The organism is Aureimonas sp. D3, from assembly GCF_001463805.1.
Classification (GTDB): domain Bacteria; phylum Pseudomonadota; class Alphaproteobacteria; order Rhizobiales; family Rhizobiaceae; genus Aureimonas; species Aureimonas ureilytica_A.
The window spans coordinates 34,277-50,655 of sequence record NZ_BBWM01000050.1 but is presented as its reverse complement, the minus strand read 5'-3'; the positions used below and the strand labels follow the sequence as shown (position 1 = coordinate 50,655).

Sequence of the window (16,379 nt, the reverse complement as noted above, 5' to 3'; positions counted from 1 at the left end):
TTGCACATACGAACGCTGGCTGTGACGGCCTCTGCCTTGACCTCGCTTTTCCTCCTCGCAACGCCTCATGCCGCCGAGGCGGCGGGCGTCAGAACCACCTGCGGCGGCGCGTCCTGGTACGCCCTCCATTCGCGGACGGCCTCGGGCGAGCGCATGAATCCTTCTGCTCTCACGGCTGCGCACAAGACGCTGCCGCTGGGCTCCAAGGTCAAGGTGACGAACCTCAACAATAAGCGTTCCGTCGTGGTGCGCATCAACGATCGCGGCCCCTTCATCAAGGGGCGGATGATCGATCTCTCCAAGGCGGCGGCCTCCAAGCTCGGCTTCGTGTCGGCCGGCCATGCGCGCGTGCAGATCGAACCGGCGGACGGCTCGGGCGCGGAAAGCTGCGGCTGAGTGGATCGGGTCTCATGGCTTACGCCATGATCGCCTTTCCGCCGAACCGGGCGGCCTTGCGCCGCCCGTTCTTTTCTCAAGATGGATTCGCGCCGGCTTGCGAACTCAGGCGACGGCCGCCAGCGCCCGATCGCTCCGCTTCGGCTCCGCCGCCGGATCGCCGATCATCGCGGGATCGATTCGCGCAAGGCCGGCCTTCAGCGCTTCGACGCAGGTTGCATCCACCGCCGTGCCGGTCTCCGCATCCAGAATACCCAGCGCCTTCGACACGGGCATGGCCGTGCGATAGGGCCTGTCGGCCGTCAGCGCGTCGAAAATATCGGCCACCGTCACGATGCGCGTTTCCAGGCTGATGGCTTCGCCCTTCAATCCCTCCGGGTAGCCCTTGCCGTCGAGCCGCTCGTGATGCGCGCCGCCGACCTCCGCGAGGCTCGCGAAGGCGCCGATCTGGGACAGGATGGTTCGGCTGTGGCTCGCATGGAGTCGCATCAGGGCGACCTCGTCGTCCGTCAGCGGGCCGGGCTTGTCGAGAATCATGTTGGAGACACCGAGCTTGCCGATATCGTGCAGAAGCGCTGCGCGCTTCATCCAACGGCGCTTTTCGGGCGTGAAGCCCAGCGTTTCGCCGATCAGGTCGGTGAACAGGGCGACCCGCTTGCAATGGCCCGAGGTGAAAGGACTCTTGGAGTCCACCACATCGGCGAAGGCTTCGGCGATCTCGTCGAGATAGTCTTCATCCACGAAACCCTCGTCCTCTTCACAGGCGGGGAAGAGATCAGCCTCCGGCCCTTCGAGCCGGCTCCAGAAACCCGGCCGGGCGCTCGCACGGCGAAAGGCGGACACCAGCGCCGGATCGAACCAGCGGCCGTTGCGCGCCGCGACCTCGTTCAAGGCCGCTTCCGCGCCCTCGCCGCGATGAAACACATCCACGACCTGCGACAGAAGCGCGATGCGGGCAAAGAGCGGGATCGCTTCGCCCGCGAGACCGTGCGGCCGGCCCTTGCCGTCCCAATGTTCGTCCAAGGCCAGAATGGCTCCCGCCACCCGCTCGGAAAAGCGCAGACGGCGCGCGATGCCCGCGCCCCGGTCGCAGCGCGTTTCGATCAGTTCCCGGGTGATGTCACCGCCATGGCGGAAGATGTGGGCGATGGCGCGAAACCGCTCGGCCAGACCCGCCGTCAGGCCCGTTTGTTCGATCACGAAGCGCAGCACCTGCGGCAGCCCGTCGTCCAAGCGCTTGAAGCTTCGCTTGAAGGTGAGATCGTCGGCCAGATAGAGTTGGCAAAGCCGCGCGGCGTTGGAGGAACAGCCGAGATCCTTGAGGGTGATGGCGTAGCGCAAATCCGCCAGCGCGCCCGCGTCGAGCCCCAGTTCCCGGCCGATCCACGTTCCGATAAAGGCCGAGCGGACGCAATGGCCCGCCGGCTGGCCTTCCGTGAGATCCAATGCGTGGCTGAGGGCGCCCAGAAGCTCCGTCAGCCGAACAGGAGCAGGTGGGGCAAGCGGGAGAAGGGACATCGGCACCGGCGATCGCAAATCTTGATGGATCATACATCAGGCAGATTAAGCTCGGTTTGATGCCGCCATTCGAAATCGCTCGTCACGTCTGAGCCCTGGAAGGGCTGTGAGGGACGCTGACGCGAAAGCGCCCCCGCCGGCAGGGCCAGCGGGAGCGCGAATGGCGAAAGCGGGCAGATGCCGCCTCGATCAGGCTTCGGTGTCGGCCGTTGCCTTCTTGCGCGGGCCGCGGCGCTTGCCGGCGTTGTCCGCCGCGCTTTCGGGGACGCTCGTTTCGGGCTCCGGCATCTCGGCCTCCGGCGCCGCAATTTTCCGGCCGAGGCCGATGCTCTTGGCAAGCTCGGAGCGCTTGGCCGCATAATTGGCTGCGACCATGGGATAGTCAGCCGGCAGGTTCCACTTCTGACGGTAGGCTTCCGGCGTCAGATTGTAATGCGTCATCAGATGGCGCTTGAGCGACTTGAACTGCTTTCCGTCTTCCAAGCAGACGATATAGTCCGGTGTGATGGACTTCTTGACGGGGACGGCCGGCACGAGCGGCTGCGCTTCGACTTGCTGTGCCTCGGTCGGCGTGTCGAACTGCAGGGCGTCGAAGACGATCGCGATCAGGCTGGGAAGATCGTCGCGCGGAACATGGTTGTTGCTGACATAGGCTTTGACGATCTGCGCCGCGAGATAGCGACGGGACGAAACCTGGTCCGAATGATCTTCCATGCCCTTTCAGACTCCTCATTACGCTGGAGTGATACCGCGATCACCGCTGTCTAATAATTGCCCGTGTATTTGCCTGTGACGGCGTTCTATTTCAAGTCGAAATAGCACAGGGGCGAGACATTCCATCGGTTCCGGGTGTTTCACACTCGAATTGGGTGACGTGATTTTCCTGTCTTGCGGCGCAATAATTCAAATTGCATGCAAATTTCATCTGCATGGCGCCGTCATTTCCATCGTCGAATCACCCGTGCCACTTGTTTCATACTGGCGAAATCGGAGATTGTGGCAGGCTATCAATAGGCTTCGCTCGATTGGGCGAGGCCATCTTCGTTTCTGCTCCGAACCTGTCCTGAAGTTCATGGGACAATGTCGGGTTGTTTTGCTTTGCAAAGGAATTTTCTGGCGACGCAACTTGGCTGATACTGGCCTTTATTCCTCAAGGGAATGCGGGGCGTCCCATGTCTAGGACTGGATGGCGCGATGGTGGATGATTGGCAGCGATGGCGAGGGATTTATAAAATTCAGGATCTATAGAAGACTGGAAAACACATATTTTACGGTCAATGAATGGCGGGCGGAAAGCCGGTCCATTCATTTGGCGCAGGACGTCGATCGAAACAAATGCCTCCTCGAAATCCTATGCCTGATTTGAAGGAAGGCGGCCAGCGGGCGAGCCGCCTCTTGCCGGACCCATGCGAACCTGCGCCGGTAGACCTGAAGGCCAAGGCCGGTTCGGGACTGCGCTTCCAGCGCGAGGCTGCGCTGGAAGAGGGGAACTTCTAATTCTAGATCGTTAGGCTCATCTGCCAGAAGTCCGCTTCCAGGCGACAGGCCTCGCCGAAGAGTCCCGCCAGTTCCCCGAAGCGCCGCTCCGTCAGGGCGCGCTCCGCCAAGGCGTTCAGATGCAGGCGTGCTGCGGCCACCACCTCTTGATAGGCCGGACCCGCATATTCCTCGATCCATTCGCGGTACGGATGTTCGGCCAGATGGGCCGGTCCCAGCGAATCGGCCAGCCGCGCGCCGATCTCGCCATAGCCGATGACGCACGGGGCGAGCGCCGTGTGCAGGTCGAGAAGGTCGCCCGACGCTCCACAGTCCAGGACGAAGCGCGTGTAGGCGGTTGTCGCCGGCTCCTCGCGCGCTTGTTCCAGATCGTCGGAGCTGAGGCCCCAGCGTTCCGACAGGCGGATATGAAGGTTCAGCTCCACATCCAGAATGGCTGACAGCGCCGCCTTCGCCCGGCGCATATCCGTGAGGGTCCGGCTCTTGTAGATGGCCAGCGCATTGGCCCGCGCGAACTGGATGAGAAAGAGATAGTCCTGCACGAGGTATCGTTGGAAGGCCGCTTCCGGCAGCGCGCCGATGCCCATGCGAAAGACGAACATGTGGTTCACATAGGCGTCCCAGTCCTCTTGGGCGGCCGATTTCAAGCGCTCGAACACATCGCTCATGAAGCCTCCGCCCCATAGGCCGCTTCGAAAAAGGCGCGCTCCAGCGCGACAGCCCGGCGAAACAGATCCTCGCAGAGCGCGTGATGCTCCGGCCCGACCCGGTCGAGTTCGGAGCGCAGGAAGGCGACGAAATCGCGAAAGCCGGGATTGTCGTGCAGCGTGATCCATTCGCGGTGCACGAAATCGCCGGGAAGCGGCTGGGGCGCTCGCGAGGCCCAATCGAGATAGAGCCATTCGGCGACGGTGAGTACGCTGAGCGCCGCCGCATAGGAGCGCCGCTCGACCGCCTCACGCATGATGGCCTGGAAGCCCGAAGTCGCCGCCGTGTCGGGCGTGGCCTCGCGCTCGGCAGGGGAGACGCCCAAAGCCTCGAAGGCGCGCTCGAAATAGGTGTTCTCTTCGCCCGCCACGAGGCCGGCGAAGCGGGCGAGCCGTAGGCGCGATTCGAATCGGTCGCTGGTCGCCATGGCCGCGCCGAGCAGCATCAGGAACGGATCGAGAAAGCGATGATCCTGAACGAGATAACGCGCCATGACATCGGGCGCGAGCGTGCCGGACATCAGCTCTCGCGTGAAGCGATGCGTGACGGCCACCGTCCAGTCGGGCTCGGCGGCAGCGCGCAGCCGCTCGCTGAAGCGCTTCTCCTGCGTGATGCTCGCTGGCTCAGCGACGCCTTGCGGCTCAAGTGCGCCTGCGCTCACGATGCGCGCTCCCCTGCGATTGCAGGCCAAAGGGCATGGAAATGATGCACCGGCCCGCGCCCACCGCCCAGTCGCCAATTCTTCGCGGATTGCAGCGCGCCTTGCAGATAGGTCCGTGCCTCGCGCACGGCCTCGTCCAGCTGATGGCCCCTGGCGAGTTCCGCCGCGATGGCGGCCGCCAGCGTGCAGCCGGTGCCATGGTCGTTGACCGTTTCGACGCGGGGAAAGGCGAGGCGCAGCTCGCTGGCATCCGACAGGAGCCAGTCCACGCTTTCGGCCTCCTGACGGTGTCCGCCCTTCATCAGGACGGCGTGCGGCCCGAGGGCGCGGAGACGCTGGCCCTGTTCACGCATCTCCGCTTCCGTCTCGGCCACGGGCTCGGCCAGGAGCAGCGCGGCTTCCGGCAGGTTCGGCGTCAGAACCTCGGCCAGCGGCAGAAGCTCCTCTTTCAAGGCACCGAGCGCATCCTCGTCGATCAGCCGATCGCCCGAGGTCGCGATCATCACGGGGTCCACGACCGCGCGCCTTTGGTGGACGCGCAGGCGTTCGGCGATGGCGCGGATCACCGCCTCGCTCGACACCATGCCGATCTTGATGGCCCCGACATGGAAATCCCCGAGCACGGCGTCGATCTGCGCCGCGACGATGGCGGGCGAGAGCGTTTCGACTGCTGTCACGCCGCGCGTGTTCTGCGCGGTGACGGCAGTCAGAACGCTGGTGCCGAAGGCGCCGAGTGCCGAGAAGGTCTTGAGGTCGGCCTGAATGCCGGCCCCGCCGCCCGAATCCGAGCCCGCAATGGTGAGCGCGACCGGGATCATCGCTTCAGCTCCACCGCGTAATCGGAGACCGGCGGAACGGCCGGAATGACGCCTTTGGCCTTCAGGAACTCCGCGAAACGCTCCATGCGCGCCGTGTCCAGCGCGCCGGGGCGCTTGGCGAAGCGCGGCAGCGTGTCGGCGAAGGCGGTGCGGTTCAACTCGTCGTTCAGGTCGGGATAGGCCTTCAGGAAGAGCTGAAGAGCTTCGTCCGGATGGTTGGTGAGATAGAGCGTCGCTTCCTCAACCGCGTCGAGGAAGCGCGGCAGGCGCGCGTCGTTCAGGAGATCGCGGCGCGTTACATAGACCAGCTCGTCATAGGCCGGGACGCCGTTTTCCTCGGGGTAGAAGAAGCGGCCATCATGCTGTTCGAGGCGCATCTGCGTCGCCTCGAAATTGCGATAGGAGCCGATCGTGGCGTCCACATTGCCGGAGGCGAGCGAGGCGGTCAGCGCGAAATTGACATTGATGAGCGTGACGTCGGCAAGCGTCAGCCCGGCCGAGCCCAGCATGGCGGAGAGAAGCGCTTCCTCGACGCCCGCCACGGAATAGCCGATGCGCTTGCCCTTGAGATCGGCCAGGCTCTTCACCGGACCGTTGGCGAGCACCGCGACCGTGTTGAGCGGCGTTTCGACCAGTGTGCCGAAGCGCACCAGCGGCAGGCCGCCGGCCTGATCCAGCATGAGATTGGGCTGGTAGTGCAGGGCGACATCCGCCTGCCCGGCGGCCACGAGGCGCGGCGGCGCGGAGGGGTCGGCCGGAGGCACCAGATCGACATCGAGCCCGTGCTTTTCGAAGATGCCCTTTTCCTTGGCGATCACCAGTGGCGCGTGGTCGGGGTTGACGAACCATTCGAGAAGCACGGTCAGCTTGTCGGCGGCGAGCGCGGGGCTTGCCAGAAGCGAGGCCGCAAGGGCGGCGGCCGCGAAGAGGGAACGCATCAGGACGATTTCCTTCGAAGGAGGGAGGGAAAGGGTGAGGGGCCGCTTTCGGCCGCCCAGGGGGCGAGGCGCGGCGCGAACTCGTCCACCAGCGCGCGCAGCGCCAGCGTCATGGCGGCCAGAAGCGCGAGGGCGGCGAACATGAGGTCGGTCTGCATCCGGGCATTGGCCTGGATCATCACGAAGCCGAGCCCGCCCGACGCGCCGACCCATTCGCCGATCACCGCGCCGAGCGGGGCCAGCGGGGCGGCGACGCGAAGGCCCGTGACGAGGGCCGGCAGGGCGAGCGGAATGCGCACGAAGCGCAGCGTCTGCCAATGGGTGGCGGTGGTCAGGGCGGCGGCGTCCAGAAGCTCGGGCTCGGTGCGACGCAGCCCGTCGGCAAAGGCGGAGGCGACGGGAAAGAAGATGACAAGCGCCGCCATCACGACCTTGGACACGAGCCCGAAGCCGAACCAGAGCACCAGAAGCGGCGCGAGAGCGAAGACGGGCATGGCCTGAAGCACGAGGAGCAGCGGCCAGGCGACACGGCCGAGACGCGGCCAGAGCACGGTGCCGAGCCCCGCCAGTGCGCCGGCACAAGCGCCGAAAACGAGCCCGAGGATCGTCTCCACCAGCGTCAGCCAGCCTTGCGCCAGAAGAAAGCCGGAGCGCGCCCAGAGCGTTGTCGCGACGCGCGCGGGCGAGGGCAGCATATAGGGCGGCGGCGCGGCCAGCGCGACGAAGCCCGCCCAGATCAGCAGAACCGCCAGAAGTCCGAACAGCGTGGCGCGAAGCGCGCGCATGGCCTCAGGCCTCGCGGGGCGGATGGCGAGACAAGGAACTGTGGGAGGCCCAGAGCAGGAAGGCGCGGAGACGAAGCGCCGACTGTCCCGCGCCATGGCCTCGCGGACTGTCTGGGTCCCTGCGCCGAGGGACCCGCGCCGTCGGCTTCGCGCAAGCGCTAGAACCTGCATCGGCACTCGGCCGCGAGGGCGGTTCAGTGGCGTTCAGTCGAATGAAACCCATGCGATCTCCTCAGGCCCGGACGGGCCGCAAGAGATCCGGAGCGAAGCGAAGAAGGTGCCAAGACGACTGAAGCGCCGCCCATTCCCGTTCCTACGCCGGTATGACCCGGATCAGGTTCAAGGGTTCGGCTTTCGCCATCTCAGCGCCATCAGGCGCACCCCTCGGAATGGCATGAGTGATGCCGGCCTCTCCCGGCTTTGTCAACCGGCCCGCCGTGACGGGCCGGATGTGGGGCAGGGACGGTCAGGCCGGCAGAAGCTCGGGCGCGGGCACGCTCGCGCGGCCGATCGAGATATAGCCCAGCCCGGCGGCCGCAGCCTCGGCCGGCGAGAAGACATTGCGGAAATCGACGATCATGGGCACGGCGAGCGCGCGCTTGTAGTCGGCGAGCGGACGCTCGGAGAATTCCCGCCATTCGGTCGCGATCACGCAGAGATCGGCACGCTCCAGCGCGGCGTCCATGCTCGGTGCATACTGGACGGCCTCGCCCAGAAGCTCGCGGGCATGGGCCATCCCCTGCGGGTCGTAGGCGCGTACGATCGCCCCCTCGGCGGCGAGCTGTTCGGCCACCAGAACCGCCACGCTGTCGCGCACGTCGTCGGTCTCGGGTTTGAAGGTGAGGCCGAGCAGCGCTACGGTCTTGCCGCGCACATCGCCGCCCGCCGCCGCCACGACCTTGGCCACCATGCGGTGCGGCCGGGCGCGGTTGACCGCGATGACCGCTTCGACGATCGTCGCCGGGCTCAGCGCCTTTTCGCCGATATGCACCATCGCGAGCGTGTCCTTCGGGAAGCAGGAGCCCCCATAGCCCGGCCCTGGCTGCAGGAAGGCGCGCCCGATGCGCTTGTCGGACCCCATGCCGCGCGAAATGTCAGCGATGTTGCCGCCGACCTTCTCGCAGATGTCGGCCATTTCGTTGATGAAGGAGACCTTGGTGGCAAGGAACGTGTTGGCGGCATATTTGATGAGTTCGGCCGAAACGATGTCGGTCGAGATCAGCTCGAAGCCTTGGGCGGTGAAGGGCTTGTAAAGCGCCTCCATCACGTTTCTCGCACGCGCCGACTCCGTGCCGACGACGATGCGGTCCGGCTTCATGAAGTCGGAAATGGCGTTGCCTTCGCGCAGGAACTCGGGGTTCGAGGCGATGTCGAAGTCGAGCGAGGGGTTCTCGCGCTCGATGATGCGCCGGATCTCGCGCCCCGTGCCGGCCGGCACGGTGGACTTGGTGACGATGACGGCGGGATGGGTCAGGGCGCGGGCGATGTCGCGGCTGGCGGCGAAGACATATTGAAGGTCGGCATTGCCGTCGAGCTTGCGAGTAGGCGTGCCCACCGCGATCATGACGATCTGCGCGTCCGCCACGGCTTCCGCCAGATCGGTGGTGAAGCGCAGGCGACCCGCCTCGACATTGCGCCGAACCACCTCGTCCAGCCCCGGCTCGTAGATCGGGATGGCGCCGGCGCGCAGCATGTCGATCTTGGCCTGCACCTGATCGACGCAGACGACGTGATGCCCGGCTTCGGCGAGACAAGCGCCGGACACGAGGCCGACATAGCCAGTTCCGATCACAGCAAGGTTCGAAGCGGTGCTTTCGAGCGGCGGCACGTTGCCCATCGTCTTGGGTCCATTCTTGGCGCTGTCGTCGTCAGGGTCCCTGCCGCGTTGCGGTGCAGCATGGGTAGGGCTTTGTACGTTGGGTGATGCAAGGCGGCAACCGACTCGCGGCAAAAGTTTATCCTTTATTGTCTACATTCTCTCATTTGCGGATTTTTGACGTCGCTTCCGTCAATTGGGTGCAATTTGAGCGATTGCCGCAAGCTTCCTTTCAAGCACTGCTTTTAATGTCCTGCAGACAAGACGTCGGATCGGCCCTTCGCGCGGGATGCGAGGGGCGGGTCGATGACGGATAGCAGCGAGATATCGAAATGATCCCTTTCCAGGCTGAACTGGTGACCGGCACGATCGATCTGTCGCAGCGCGATGTCTCGGATGCGCGCGAACGCCTGGCGCCGGCGCGCGGCATTCTCCTTGGTCTTGCCATCTCGTCCAGCTTCTGGGCGGGCCTTGCGGTCTGGGCGTTGGCCTGACGCTCGCCTTGATTTCGGTCGATCGAACCCTCGACCCGGCGTGCCCGCCGCAGCTGACATGCGCTAGCGCAAAAGCCTCAGAAGCGCGGGGTCTCCCAGCGCGATGAAATCGCCATTGGTAAAGTGCTGGTCGCGCTTGCCGTAGCGCAGGGGCTCTCCCTCCGGTGTCGTGACGAGGCCGCCTGCTCCTTGCAGGATCGCGTGTCCGGCCGCGATGTCCCATTCCATCGTCCGACCGAAGCGCGGATAGAGGTCGGCCTCCCCGGCGGCGAGCAGGCAGAATTTCAGGGAGGAGCCCCGACAGGCGACATGCCGGATGGCATGACGCGTCAGCCAGCCCGCAGTTTCGGGCGTCGCGTGAGAGCGGCTGGCGACGGTGACGGGCTCGGCCGGTGCGGCTCGGACCCGCATGGCGCAGCGCTCCACGATGGCCCCATCCAAGACCTCGCCCTGCCAGCACGACGCGCCATCGGCTGCAAAAACGCGGCCGAGGCAGGGGGCATAAATGACGCCAAGGCGCGGCGCGCCCGCCTCGATCAGGCCGACATTGACCGTGAACTCGCCATTGCGTCCGATGAACTCGCGCGTTCCATCCAGCGGGTCCACCAGAAAGAAGCGCTCGCCGACATCGGGAATGCGCCCGGCCGCCGCCTCTTCTTCCGCGATCACCGGGATATCCGGAAAGTCGGCCCCGAGAGCTTCCAGAAGAATCGCTTCCGCCAGCCGATCCGCTTGCGTCACGGGCGAGCCGTCGCTCTTGGTCTCAGCTTCGATGCAGCCGTCATAGATCGTCATGATGGCCGCGCCGGCGCGAAGGGCGGCGGAAACGATGCGATCGAGACGGTCGGACATGAAAAAACGGGCCTTGAGTGCGCTCAAGACCCGTTTCACATGCTGGCCCGCGGAGGTGCAAGCCTTATCGAGAATGCTGCGGCGGGCCGAAGCCCGCCGTCCGGTCTCAGTAGCTGCCGTCGCGCTTCAGAACCACGCCGACGGTCTTGAACAGAATGCGCAGGTCGAGAAGCACGGACCAGTTGCGCACATAGTAGCTGTCGAACTTGACGCGGGCGGCATAGCTGGTGTCCGAGCGGCCGTTGACCTGCCACATGCCGGTGACGCCGGGGCGAACGCGCTTGTAGGCGGAGATGCGGTGCGAGTAGCGCGGAATCTCGTCGTCCACGATCGGGCGCGGGCCGACGAGGCTCATGTCGCCCTTCAGAACGTTGAACAGCTGCGGCAGCTCGTCCAGGCTCGTCTCGCGGAGGATGCGGCCGATTCGCGTGACACGCGGGTCGTTGCGCAGCTTTTGCGAGGCTTCCCATTCGGCCTTCGCGACGGGATCGCTCTGGAGAAGCTTCTGAAGAAGCTCGGCCGAGTTTGTCGCCATGGAGCGGAACTTGTAGCAAGGGAAATGCTGACCGTCGAAGCCGACCCGCTTGTGTCCGAAGAAGATCGGACCGGGATCGGTGATCTTCATCAGAACGATGATGAAAAGCATCAGCGGGCTGAGAAGGATCAACGCCGTGACGGCGATCAGGATGTCCAGGCTCCGCTTGGCGTGGCCGCCCACGGGGGCGTAGCCGAGCGCTGGGACGTCCTTGCTGATCTCAGCCAGGGAAGAAAGCTTCGTCATGACCTAGGGCCTCGATACCGGGGGCGGTGATAGGGAAGCTTTATGGCCAAGTCTGTCGTTACGGCAAGCAAGCTCCCTCGAATCCGAATCGCGGCATTAAGGATTGGATAACCTTGATCATCCGTCAATTTTCCCTGTCGAGTCCGCGCCGAGTCTACGCCTTTCGGTTGCATTCTTGGAGTTTGCTTGTTGAGGCGTGTGGGTCGATCGAGCTACGCCAAATATTATCGAATAATACTGCTGTTATTTGTGTGATGTTTCGTTTTGCGTATTTGATGATGGGTTTTTTGATGGAAAAATTTTGCAAGGAACCGAGATATTTTCTTTTCCTGCGGTTTTGCGCCAAGCTTCCGAAAGAGGATTAAGAAATTTTCTGCGTCAACATGCTTGGAAATAATAATATGAAAACTGCTAGAATCTATCCGGGGTGGTTCTGTGATTGTTCTTTTTCTCGTGGTTTCGTTGTTCCGCTTGGTAAAGACACGATCGTAACGAACGTGCTTGCGCGTCTTATCTTGTGCGACGCATTCCGCGGCGTTGTGCTTTGCAGCAAATCGTGATCTCTGAAATATAAGGTGATCGATTTTTCCTCATTGAGGGGATGTCAAAAATCAAGAAATGTGACGCCCTAGCGTCTGAAACGATTTAGCAAGAGAATTTCGAGCTTACGGATGAAAAAAAGATAAGTCAGGTTAATGTAATCGTTCCAATTTTACGGTTTTGATTCGCTGGAATCAAGTCATCATGTTGCGGCGCTGCCACTGAGCAGATGCAAAAAAGCCTCAATTCGCCCCAGTGCGCTAGAGCGCTGGAAAGGCTGCGGCCTGCGCCCGCCAGAACCTGGGTTGAATGAATTTTATAAGAAATGTGGGCATTGATGGAAGCAGCGACGTTCGCTTCTGCTTTGGCCATCTGCCATGTGGAGCCGCGTCGGAGCACATGCTTCGACTATCAATTTGCGCGCAAGGGGATTGTTTCCCGCGTTGTCCCGGCGCAAACGCCGCCTCGGCTTTCGTTGGAAAGCGCTTGGGGCCAGCGATTCGTGTCGCGCGTTCGAGAGCGCGTATGCCTTACCCGTCCTTCACCGACGCGTCGGTGGGCCTTGCGGGCACAAACCGCTGGCGGCCCAGCCGCCAGCCACGCAACGGTCGCCCGGAGCATAAGCGCAATGGCTTGCGTATCGCATGACGTAAGCCAACGAGGCCTTTAGAAAAAGTCGACCTCGCCCGACTCGGCGGCGGTCTCGCTCTCGCCCAGCAGCCGCGACCGCAGGCTCGACAGGGTCATCGCCTCGAAACAGGCCGCCGGCACGGCCGCTCCGCCCGCCGAGGCGGCGACGCATGTCAAAAGCGCCGAGAGTTCACCAAGATGCTGGGAGGTCGTGTCGATCGTCTGTGCGGTGACCATGGTGGCATGGGCGGTTTGCCCGCTTTCCACGAGGGCATGGAGATCGCGCACCTTGGCCGCCTCGGCGGAGAGTTCGTGGCCGATCCGCTCGAGAAGGGCGGACAGGAGGGGGGAGGGCGAATGGGGCATGGAAACCTTTCTGCCGGGACTGCGCGTGGCTTTCAGCAGGTCGGGTATCGAAACCCAAACGCGGCATCAAGAAGGCGGCCAGCACGGATTTCAACGCGAGCGGGCCGGATAGGCGATTTCGCATCGCCTGGCCACAAGAGCGGGAGGCAATGGTCGATTCATTCGCTGGTGGCTCGGCAACTGGCTCGAGGAAACCCTCGCCGCTGGCTCGACATCTTGCGTGGAAGGTCGCGGCAGCCCGGTGGCGGACGCGCCTCATGGAGCGATGGGTCTAGAAAAACTCGACCTGGCCCAAGGCCGAAGGCTCGGGCGCGGGGGGCGGAGCGGGCTCCGGCGCGTCGATATAGAGCTGGCGCGCGCGGCCGCTGCAGGGCCAGAATTCCACCCGGCGAACTCGCAATCCGCCGAGGCTGACGCTCACGAGAGGAATGTTCTCCATCGCCAGGAAGCGCTTGGCGAAGGCGGCATTGGCCGCGCCGATCTCGCCGCGCCCGATCGTGGTTTTGGCGCCTCCGAACAGTTTGCCCAGAAGCCTCTGACGCTCGGCGCCCTTCTCCAGAAGCCCGTTGACCAGCACTTCCATGAGATAGACGCCGTAGCGCTCGGCCGCCCCGCTTTGATGCTGGGTGTCGCCGGGAAGGATGAAGTGGTTCATCCCTCCCGTCCGCGCGATCGGATCGAAGATGCAGGCCGCCACGCAGGAGCCGAGAATCGTCGTCAGGCAGACATCCGAGCGGGTTTCCACGCGGATCTCGCCTTGCGCGACGTGAGCTCGGCCGCCTGCCAGCGTCATCAGGCCAGATTGCCTGTGACGGCCTGAATGGCCTTCTGAAGGGCTGCGGGCTGCACGGGCTTGGGCAGGTAGTTGTTGACGCCGAGCTTCACCGCGCGCTGGAGCACTTCGCGATCGCCCGAACCGGTCAGGAGGATGAAGGGCGTGATGCGGGTTGCCGGATAGGTGCGGATCGCCTGCAGCAGCTGAAGCCCGTTGAGCTTGGGCATGTTGTAGTCGGACACGACGATATGCGCCGGGCTCGACATCATCATCTTGAGCGCTTCTTCGCCGTCCTTGGCGAACGGAATATTGGCAAATCCGATCTGCTGCAGCGCGTCGCGCATCAGGAGACGGCTCGTGGTCTGGTCGTCCACGATCAGGATCTTAATCGTCTGCTTTGTGAGCGACATCGGCGTTAGGCTTTCGTTTCAGGCACCGAACACGGCGCGGTGTATGGATTCGAGCGGGTGTTCCTCGTCGATGGCACCGAGCGAGAAAGCGGCACGTGGCATTCCGTAGACGAGGGAGGATTCCTCATTCTGACCTATTGTCCTCCCTCCAGCTTTACGAATCTCCAATGCGCCCTGCGCTCCGTCGCTGCCCATGCCGGTTAAAATGACGGCAAGGCTTTTTTTTCCGAAACGACGGGCGACGGAGTGAAAGAGAACGTCAACGGACGGGCGATGCCCGCTCACCGTCGCCGCTTCCACGAGGGAGCACATGGGCTCGGAGCCCAGCGCCATGAGGTGGCGCTGGCCGCCGGGCGCGATGTAGATATGACCGCGCTCGATCGGCATCGCGTCTTCCGCTTCCACGACCTGGGCCGGGGACAGGCGGGCGAGCCGCTGGGCGAAGCCACGCGTGAAGCCGGCCGGCAGATGCTGCACGACGAGCGTCGGCGGCCCATCCGCCGGCCAGGTGGAGAACAATGTCGTCAAGGCCTCAATGCCGCCGGTGGAGGCGCCGATGGCAATGACGCTCGGCTCGTCGCGCGAGATACGCGGGCGGATGCCGAGAGGGGCTCCGGCGGCCTGTGCTGCGATGGCCGCATTGGCGCGCCGGGCCGAAATCCCGATCAGCCCTTTCTTGGACGCCGCTGCCTGGCGCAGCGTCTCGCCCAGATGCGCAAAGGCGGGATCGCCCGCCCGCTGCGGCTTGGCCAGGCAGTCGAAGGCGCCGATCGACAGGGCCTCGATCGCGGTCGCCGTGCCCGGGCCGGTCTGGTTCGACACCATGACCACCGGCATCGGGCGCAGGCGCATGATCTTTTCCAGGAACTCGATGCCCGGCATCCCCGGCATCTCGACATCCAGCGTCACCACATCCGGGTCGAGCGCCTTGATGGCGGAGCGTGCTTCAACGGCGGTGCCCGCTTCCCCGATCACCTGGATGTCGGCTTCCTCCCGCAGCGCGTTCTTGATCAACATGCGCATGGTGGGGGAATCATCGATCACCAGCACCCGCACGGGCGTCATCTGGAGTGCCTCCGGTAGGTGGTGGTGGCTTCATGGCTGAAGAGCTGGGCGGCCGCGCCGGTGATGCGCTCCGAATGGCCGGCATACATCCAGCCTCCCGCCGGAATCTGCTGGGCCATGCGGACCCAGAGCGCCTCGCGCAGCGGCTGGTCGAAATAGATCGCCACGTTGCGGAAGAAGACGATGTCGAAACCGCCGCGCATCGGCCAGTCGTCGAGAAGGTTCAACTCCCGGAACGTGATCAACTCGCGCATCTGGGGCCGCACCACGGAATATCCGTCCGGGCCGGCCGGCAGGAAACCGCGCTCGCGATCGGCCTTGGGTAGCGCGGCCAGCGTCGCCTCGTCGTAGCGCCCCGCGCGCGCGGTGGCGAGCACGTTGCGATCGATGTCGGTCGCCAGAATCTTCACGTCGCAGCGCGCGATCTCGGGCTCCACCGCCAGCAGCGACAGGGCGATCGAATAGGTCTCGTGACCCATCGAGCAGCCCGCGCTCCAGATGCGCACGCGCTGGCCCTTGGCCGCCTGGGCGAGGAGATCGGGCAGGACTTGGCGGCGCAGATGCTCGAAATGATGGGGCTCGCGCAGAAAGAACGTATAGTTGGTGGTCAGCGCCTCCACCATCTTCTTCAGTTCGACCGCGCCGCTCGCCGATTCCACGAGATCGCAATAGGCGGCAAAGGATGAGATGCCGACATTGCGCAGACGCTTGATCAAGCGCGAATAGACGAGCGACGTCTTGGCATCGCCGAGATAGATGCCCGCTTCCTTGCGGATGATCTTGGCGACGCGGTCGAAATCCCTCGGGGAAAGGACCGGGTCGTCGCTAGCGACAGAGGCGAGAAGACGCGCGGCCTCCATGTCAGTTCAGCCTGAGGCGCTCGGGCAGCATCCGCTCGGGAATGACGCGGGCGATCATGCGATCTTCCAGCGCGATCACCGAAGACACGAAGGCCTTGGCCGAGTCCTGCGCGAGGTCGGGCGCGCCCTGCATCAGCTCGGGCGAGACCGAGAGGATGTCCGACACGGCATCGACCAGGAGGCCGAAGGTCTGGTCCTCGGCCTGAACGACGATAATGACGTGACGCGGCGTCGGCTCGTCCACATGCAGGCCGAGCCGGGCCGCCAGATTGACCACGGGCAGCACCGTGCCGCGCAGGTTGATGACGCCCATGATGTAATGGGGGGCGTGGGGGAGGGTGGTGGCTGGCGTCCAGCCCCGGATTTCGCGCACCGCCTTGATGTCGACGCAGAATTCCTGAGGACCGACGCGGAAGGCCACCATCTCGACGCCGTAGCCGATGGATTTGCGGGCCGTGTTCGACATGGA

20 protein-coding genes and 1 riboswitch are annotated in these 16,379 nt (G+C 64.2%); of the genes, 3 read left to right on the top strand and 17 right to left on the bottom strand.

Features of this window, described 5'->3' with window-relative positions:
• Positions 1–396, top strand: a complete 396-nt coding sequence (locus AUL36_RS14450; protein ID WP_058598549.1) for a septal ring lytic transglycosylase RlpA family protein — start codon at positions 1–3, stop codon at positions 394–396.
• A 105-nt stretch (positions 397–501) separates the two neighbouring features.
• Here AUL36_RS14450 and AUL36_RS14445 read toward each other — a convergent pair whose 3' ends face one another.
• Together AUL36_RS14445 and AUL36_RS14440 are read right to left on the bottom strand one after the other, a co-directional pair.
• The gene (locus AUL36_RS14445) at positions 502–1,914 is read right to left on the bottom strand and encodes an HD-GYP domain-containing protein (protein WP_062221964.1); all 1,413 of its coding nucleotides are present in this window, start codon (positions 1,912–1,914) and stop codon (positions 502–504) included.
• Between the two features lie 189 nt (positions 1,915–2,103).
• Entirely contained in the window at positions 2,104–2,628 is a 525-nt protein-coding gene (locus AUL36_RS14440) for a MucR family transcriptional regulator (RefSeq protein ID WP_062221890.1), read from the bottom strand.
• Positions 2,629–3,267: 639 nt separating this feature from the next.
• Between AUL36_RS14440 and AUL36_RS23855 the strand changes: the two genes are divergently transcribed.
• The gene (locus tag AUL36_RS23855; RefSeq protein ID WP_156418403.1) at positions 3,268–3,411 is read left to right on the top strand and encodes a hypothetical protein; all 144 of its coding nucleotides are present in this window, start codon (positions 3,268–3,270) and stop codon (positions 3,409–3,411) included.
• Positions 3,412–3,413: 2 nt separating this feature from the next.
• Here the strand turns inward: AUL36_RS23855 and tenA are convergent, their stop codons facing one another.
• The 6 genes from tenA to AUL36_RS14410 all read right to left on the bottom strand — a co-directional run bounded on the left by tenA (position 3,414) and on the right by AUL36_RS14410 (position 9,158).
• Entirely contained in the window at positions 3,414–4,079 is a 666-nt protein-coding gene (tenA, locus tag AUL36_RS14435) for a thiaminase II (protein WP_062221888.1), read from the bottom strand.
• Entirely contained in the window at positions 4,076–4,780 is a 705-nt protein-coding gene (locus AUL36_RS14430; protein ID WP_244497132.1) for a TenA family protein, read from the bottom strand. Before AUL36_RS14430 ends, tenA begins: the two co-directional genes overlap by 4 nt.
• Positions 4,777–5,598: a bifunctional hydroxymethylpyrimidine kinase/phosphomethylpyrimidine kinase gene (thiD, locus tag AUL36_RS14425; RefSeq protein ID WP_062221886.1), complete on the bottom strand. Its 822-nt coding sequence runs from the start codon at positions 5,596–5,598 to the stop codon at positions 4,777–4,779. Before thiD ends, AUL36_RS14430 begins: the two co-directional genes overlap by 4 nt.
• A complete protein-coding gene (locus AUL36_RS14420) occupies positions 5,595–6,536 on the bottom strand; it encodes an ABC transporter substrate-binding protein (RefSeq protein ID WP_156418402.1) in 942 nt (313 codons plus the stop codon). Before AUL36_RS14420 ends, thiD begins: the two co-directional genes overlap by 4 nt.
• The gene (locus tag AUL36_RS14415; RefSeq protein ID WP_062221884.1) at positions 6,536–7,321 is read right to left on the bottom strand and encodes an ABC transporter permease; all 786 of its coding nucleotides are present in this window, start codon (positions 7,319–7,321) and stop codon (positions 6,536–6,538) included. Before AUL36_RS14415 ends, AUL36_RS14420 begins: the two co-directional genes overlap by 1 nt.
• 293 nt (positions 7,322–7,614) lie before the next feature.
• Positions 7,615–7,716: riboswitch (TPP riboswitch) on the bottom strand.
• Between the two features lie 71 nt (positions 7,717–7,787).
• The gene (locus AUL36_RS14410; protein WP_062221882.1) at positions 7,788–9,158 is read right to left on the bottom strand and encodes a UDP-glucose dehydrogenase family protein; all 1,371 of its coding nucleotides are present in this window, start codon (positions 9,156–9,158) and stop codon (positions 7,788–7,790) included.
• A gap of 311 nt (positions 9,159–9,469) precedes the next feature.
• Between AUL36_RS14410 and AUL36_RS23850 the strand changes: the two genes are divergently transcribed.
• Positions 9,470–9,631, top strand: coding sequence for a hypothetical protein (locus AUL36_RS23850; RefSeq protein WP_156418401.1), 162 nt, complete (start codon positions 9,470–9,472; stop codon positions 9,629–9,631).
• Between the two features lie 63 nt (positions 9,632–9,694).
• Here the strand turns inward: AUL36_RS23850 and cysQ are convergent, their stop codons facing one another.
• From cysQ to AUL36_RS14370, 9 genes are all read right to left on the bottom strand, one after another.
• Positions 9,695–10,483 (bottom strand): 3'(2'),5'-bisphosphate nucleotidase CysQ, encoded by a 789-nt coding sequence (cysQ, locus tag AUL36_RS14405; protein ID WP_062221960.1) that lies wholly within the window; start codon positions 10,481–10,483, stop codon positions 9,695–9,697.
• Between the two features lie 106 nt (positions 10,484–10,589).
• On the bottom strand, positions 10,590–11,264 hold the full coding sequence (locus AUL36_RS14400; RefSeq protein WP_058598557.1) for an exopolysaccharide biosynthesis polyprenyl glycosylphosphotransferase: 675 nt from the start codon (positions 11,262–11,264) through the stop codon (positions 10,590–10,592).
• 687 nt (positions 11,265–11,951) lie between these two features.
• Entirely contained in the window at positions 11,952–12,176 is a 225-nt protein-coding gene (locus AUL36_RS23845) for a hypothetical protein (RefSeq protein ID WP_156418400.1), read from the bottom strand.
• Between the two features lie 294 nt (positions 12,177–12,470).
• On the bottom strand, positions 12,471–12,800 hold the full coding sequence (locus tag AUL36_RS14395; RefSeq protein ID WP_062221880.1) for a hypothetical protein: 330 nt from the start codon (positions 12,798–12,800) through the stop codon (positions 12,471–12,473).
• A gap of 271 nt (positions 12,801–13,071) precedes the next feature.
• Complete coding sequence (locus tag AUL36_RS14390; RefSeq protein ID WP_058598560.1) at positions 13,072–13,596, bottom strand: chemotaxis protein CheD; 525 nt, start codon at positions 13,594–13,596, stop codon at positions 13,072–13,074.
• Positions 13,593–13,985, bottom strand: coding sequence for a response regulator (locus tag AUL36_RS14385; protein ID WP_058598561.1), 393 nt, complete (start codon positions 13,983–13,985; stop codon positions 13,593–13,595). The genes AUL36_RS14390 and AUL36_RS14385 overlap by 4 nt, the downstream gene beginning before the upstream one ends.
• 18 nt (positions 13,986–14,003) lie before the next feature.
• Entirely contained in the window at positions 14,004–15,050 is a 1,047-nt protein-coding gene (locus AUL36_RS14380; protein ID WP_058598562.1) for a protein-glutamate methylesterase/protein-glutamine glutaminase, read from the bottom strand.
• Positions 15,047–15,910 (bottom strand): CheR family methyltransferase, encoded by an 864-nt coding sequence (locus tag AUL36_RS14375; protein WP_062221878.1) that lies wholly within the window; start codon positions 15,908–15,910, stop codon positions 15,047–15,049. The genes AUL36_RS14380 and AUL36_RS14375 overlap by 4 nt, the downstream gene beginning before the upstream one ends.
• A gap of 1 nt (position 15,911) precedes the next feature.
• Positions 15,912–16,376: a chemotaxis protein CheW gene (locus AUL36_RS14370; protein ID WP_058598564.1), complete on the bottom strand. Its 465-nt coding sequence runs from the start codon at positions 16,374–16,376 to the stop codon at positions 15,912–15,914.
• Positions 16,377–16,379 lie beyond the last annotated feature (3 nt).

Excerpts from the sequence above, each read along its gene's own strand:
- tenA (WP_062221888.1), bottom strand. The coding sequence starts at position 4,079 with ATGAGCGATGTGTTCGAGCGCTTGAAATCGGCCGCCCAAGAGGACTGG.
- AUL36_RS14445 (WP_062221964.1), bottom strand. The coding sequence starts at position 1,914 with ATGTCCCTTCTCCCGCTTGCCCCACCTGCTCCTGTTCGGCTGACGGAG.
- AUL36_RS14370 (WP_058598564.1), bottom strand. The coding sequence starts at position 16,376 with ATGTCGAACACGGCCCGCAAATCCATCGGCTACGGCGTCGAGATGGTG.
- AUL36_RS14415 (WP_062221884.1), bottom strand. The coding sequence starts at position 7,321 with ATGCGCGCGCTTCGCGCCACGCTGTTCGGACTTCTGGCGGTTCTGCTG.
- AUL36_RS14420 (WP_156418402.1), bottom strand. The coding sequence starts at position 6,536 with ATGCGTTCCCTCTTCGCGGCCGCCGCCCTTGCGGCCTCGCTTCTGGCA.
- AUL36_RS23855 (WP_156418403.1), top strand. The coding sequence starts at position 3,268 with ATGCCTGATTTGAAGGAAGGCGGCCAGCGGGCGAGCCGCCTCTTGCCG.
- AUL36_RS14375 (WP_062221878.1), bottom strand. The coding sequence starts at position 15,910 with ATGGAGGCCGCGCGTCTTCTCGCCTCTGTCGCTAGCGACGACCCGGTC.
- AUL36_RS14410 (WP_062221882.1), bottom strand. The coding sequence starts at position 9,158 with ATGGGCAACGTGCCGCCGCTCGAAAGCACCGCTTCGAACCTTGCTGTG.
- AUL36_RS14400 (WP_058598557.1), bottom strand. The coding sequence starts at position 11,264 with ATGACGAAGCTTTCTTCCCTGGCTGAGATCAGCAAGGACGTCCCAGCG.
- AUL36_RS14380 (WP_058598562.1), bottom strand. The coding sequence starts at position 15,050 with ATGACGCCCGTGCGGGTGCTGGTGATCGATGATTCCCCCACCATGCGC.
- AUL36_RS14385 (WP_058598561.1), bottom strand. The coding sequence starts at position 13,985 with ATGTCGCTCACAAAGCAGACGATTAAGATCCTGATCGTGGACGACCAG.
- AUL36_RS23850 (WP_156418401.1), top strand. The coding sequence starts at position 9,470 with ATGATCCCTTTCCAGGCTGAACTGGTGACCGGCACGATCGATCTGTCG.
- AUL36_RS14440 (WP_062221890.1), bottom strand. The coding sequence starts at position 2,628 with ATGGAAGATCATTCGGACCAGGTTTCGTCCCGTCGCTATCTCGCGGCG.
- cysQ (WP_062221960.1), bottom strand. The coding sequence starts at position 10,483 with ATGTCCGACCGTCTCGATCGCATCGTTTCCGCCGCCCTTCGCGCCGGC.
- AUL36_RS14395 (WP_062221880.1), bottom strand. The coding sequence starts at position 12,800 with ATGCCCCATTCGCCCTCCCCCCTCCTGTCCGCCCTTCTCGAGCGGATC.
- AUL36_RS23845 (WP_156418400.1), bottom strand. The coding sequence starts at position 12,176 with ATGGCCAAAGCAGAAGCGAACGTCGCTGCTTCCATCAATGCCCACATT.
- thiD (WP_062221886.1), bottom strand. The coding sequence starts at position 5,598 with ATGATCCCGGTCGCGCTCACCATTGCGGGCTCGGATTCGGGCGGCGGG.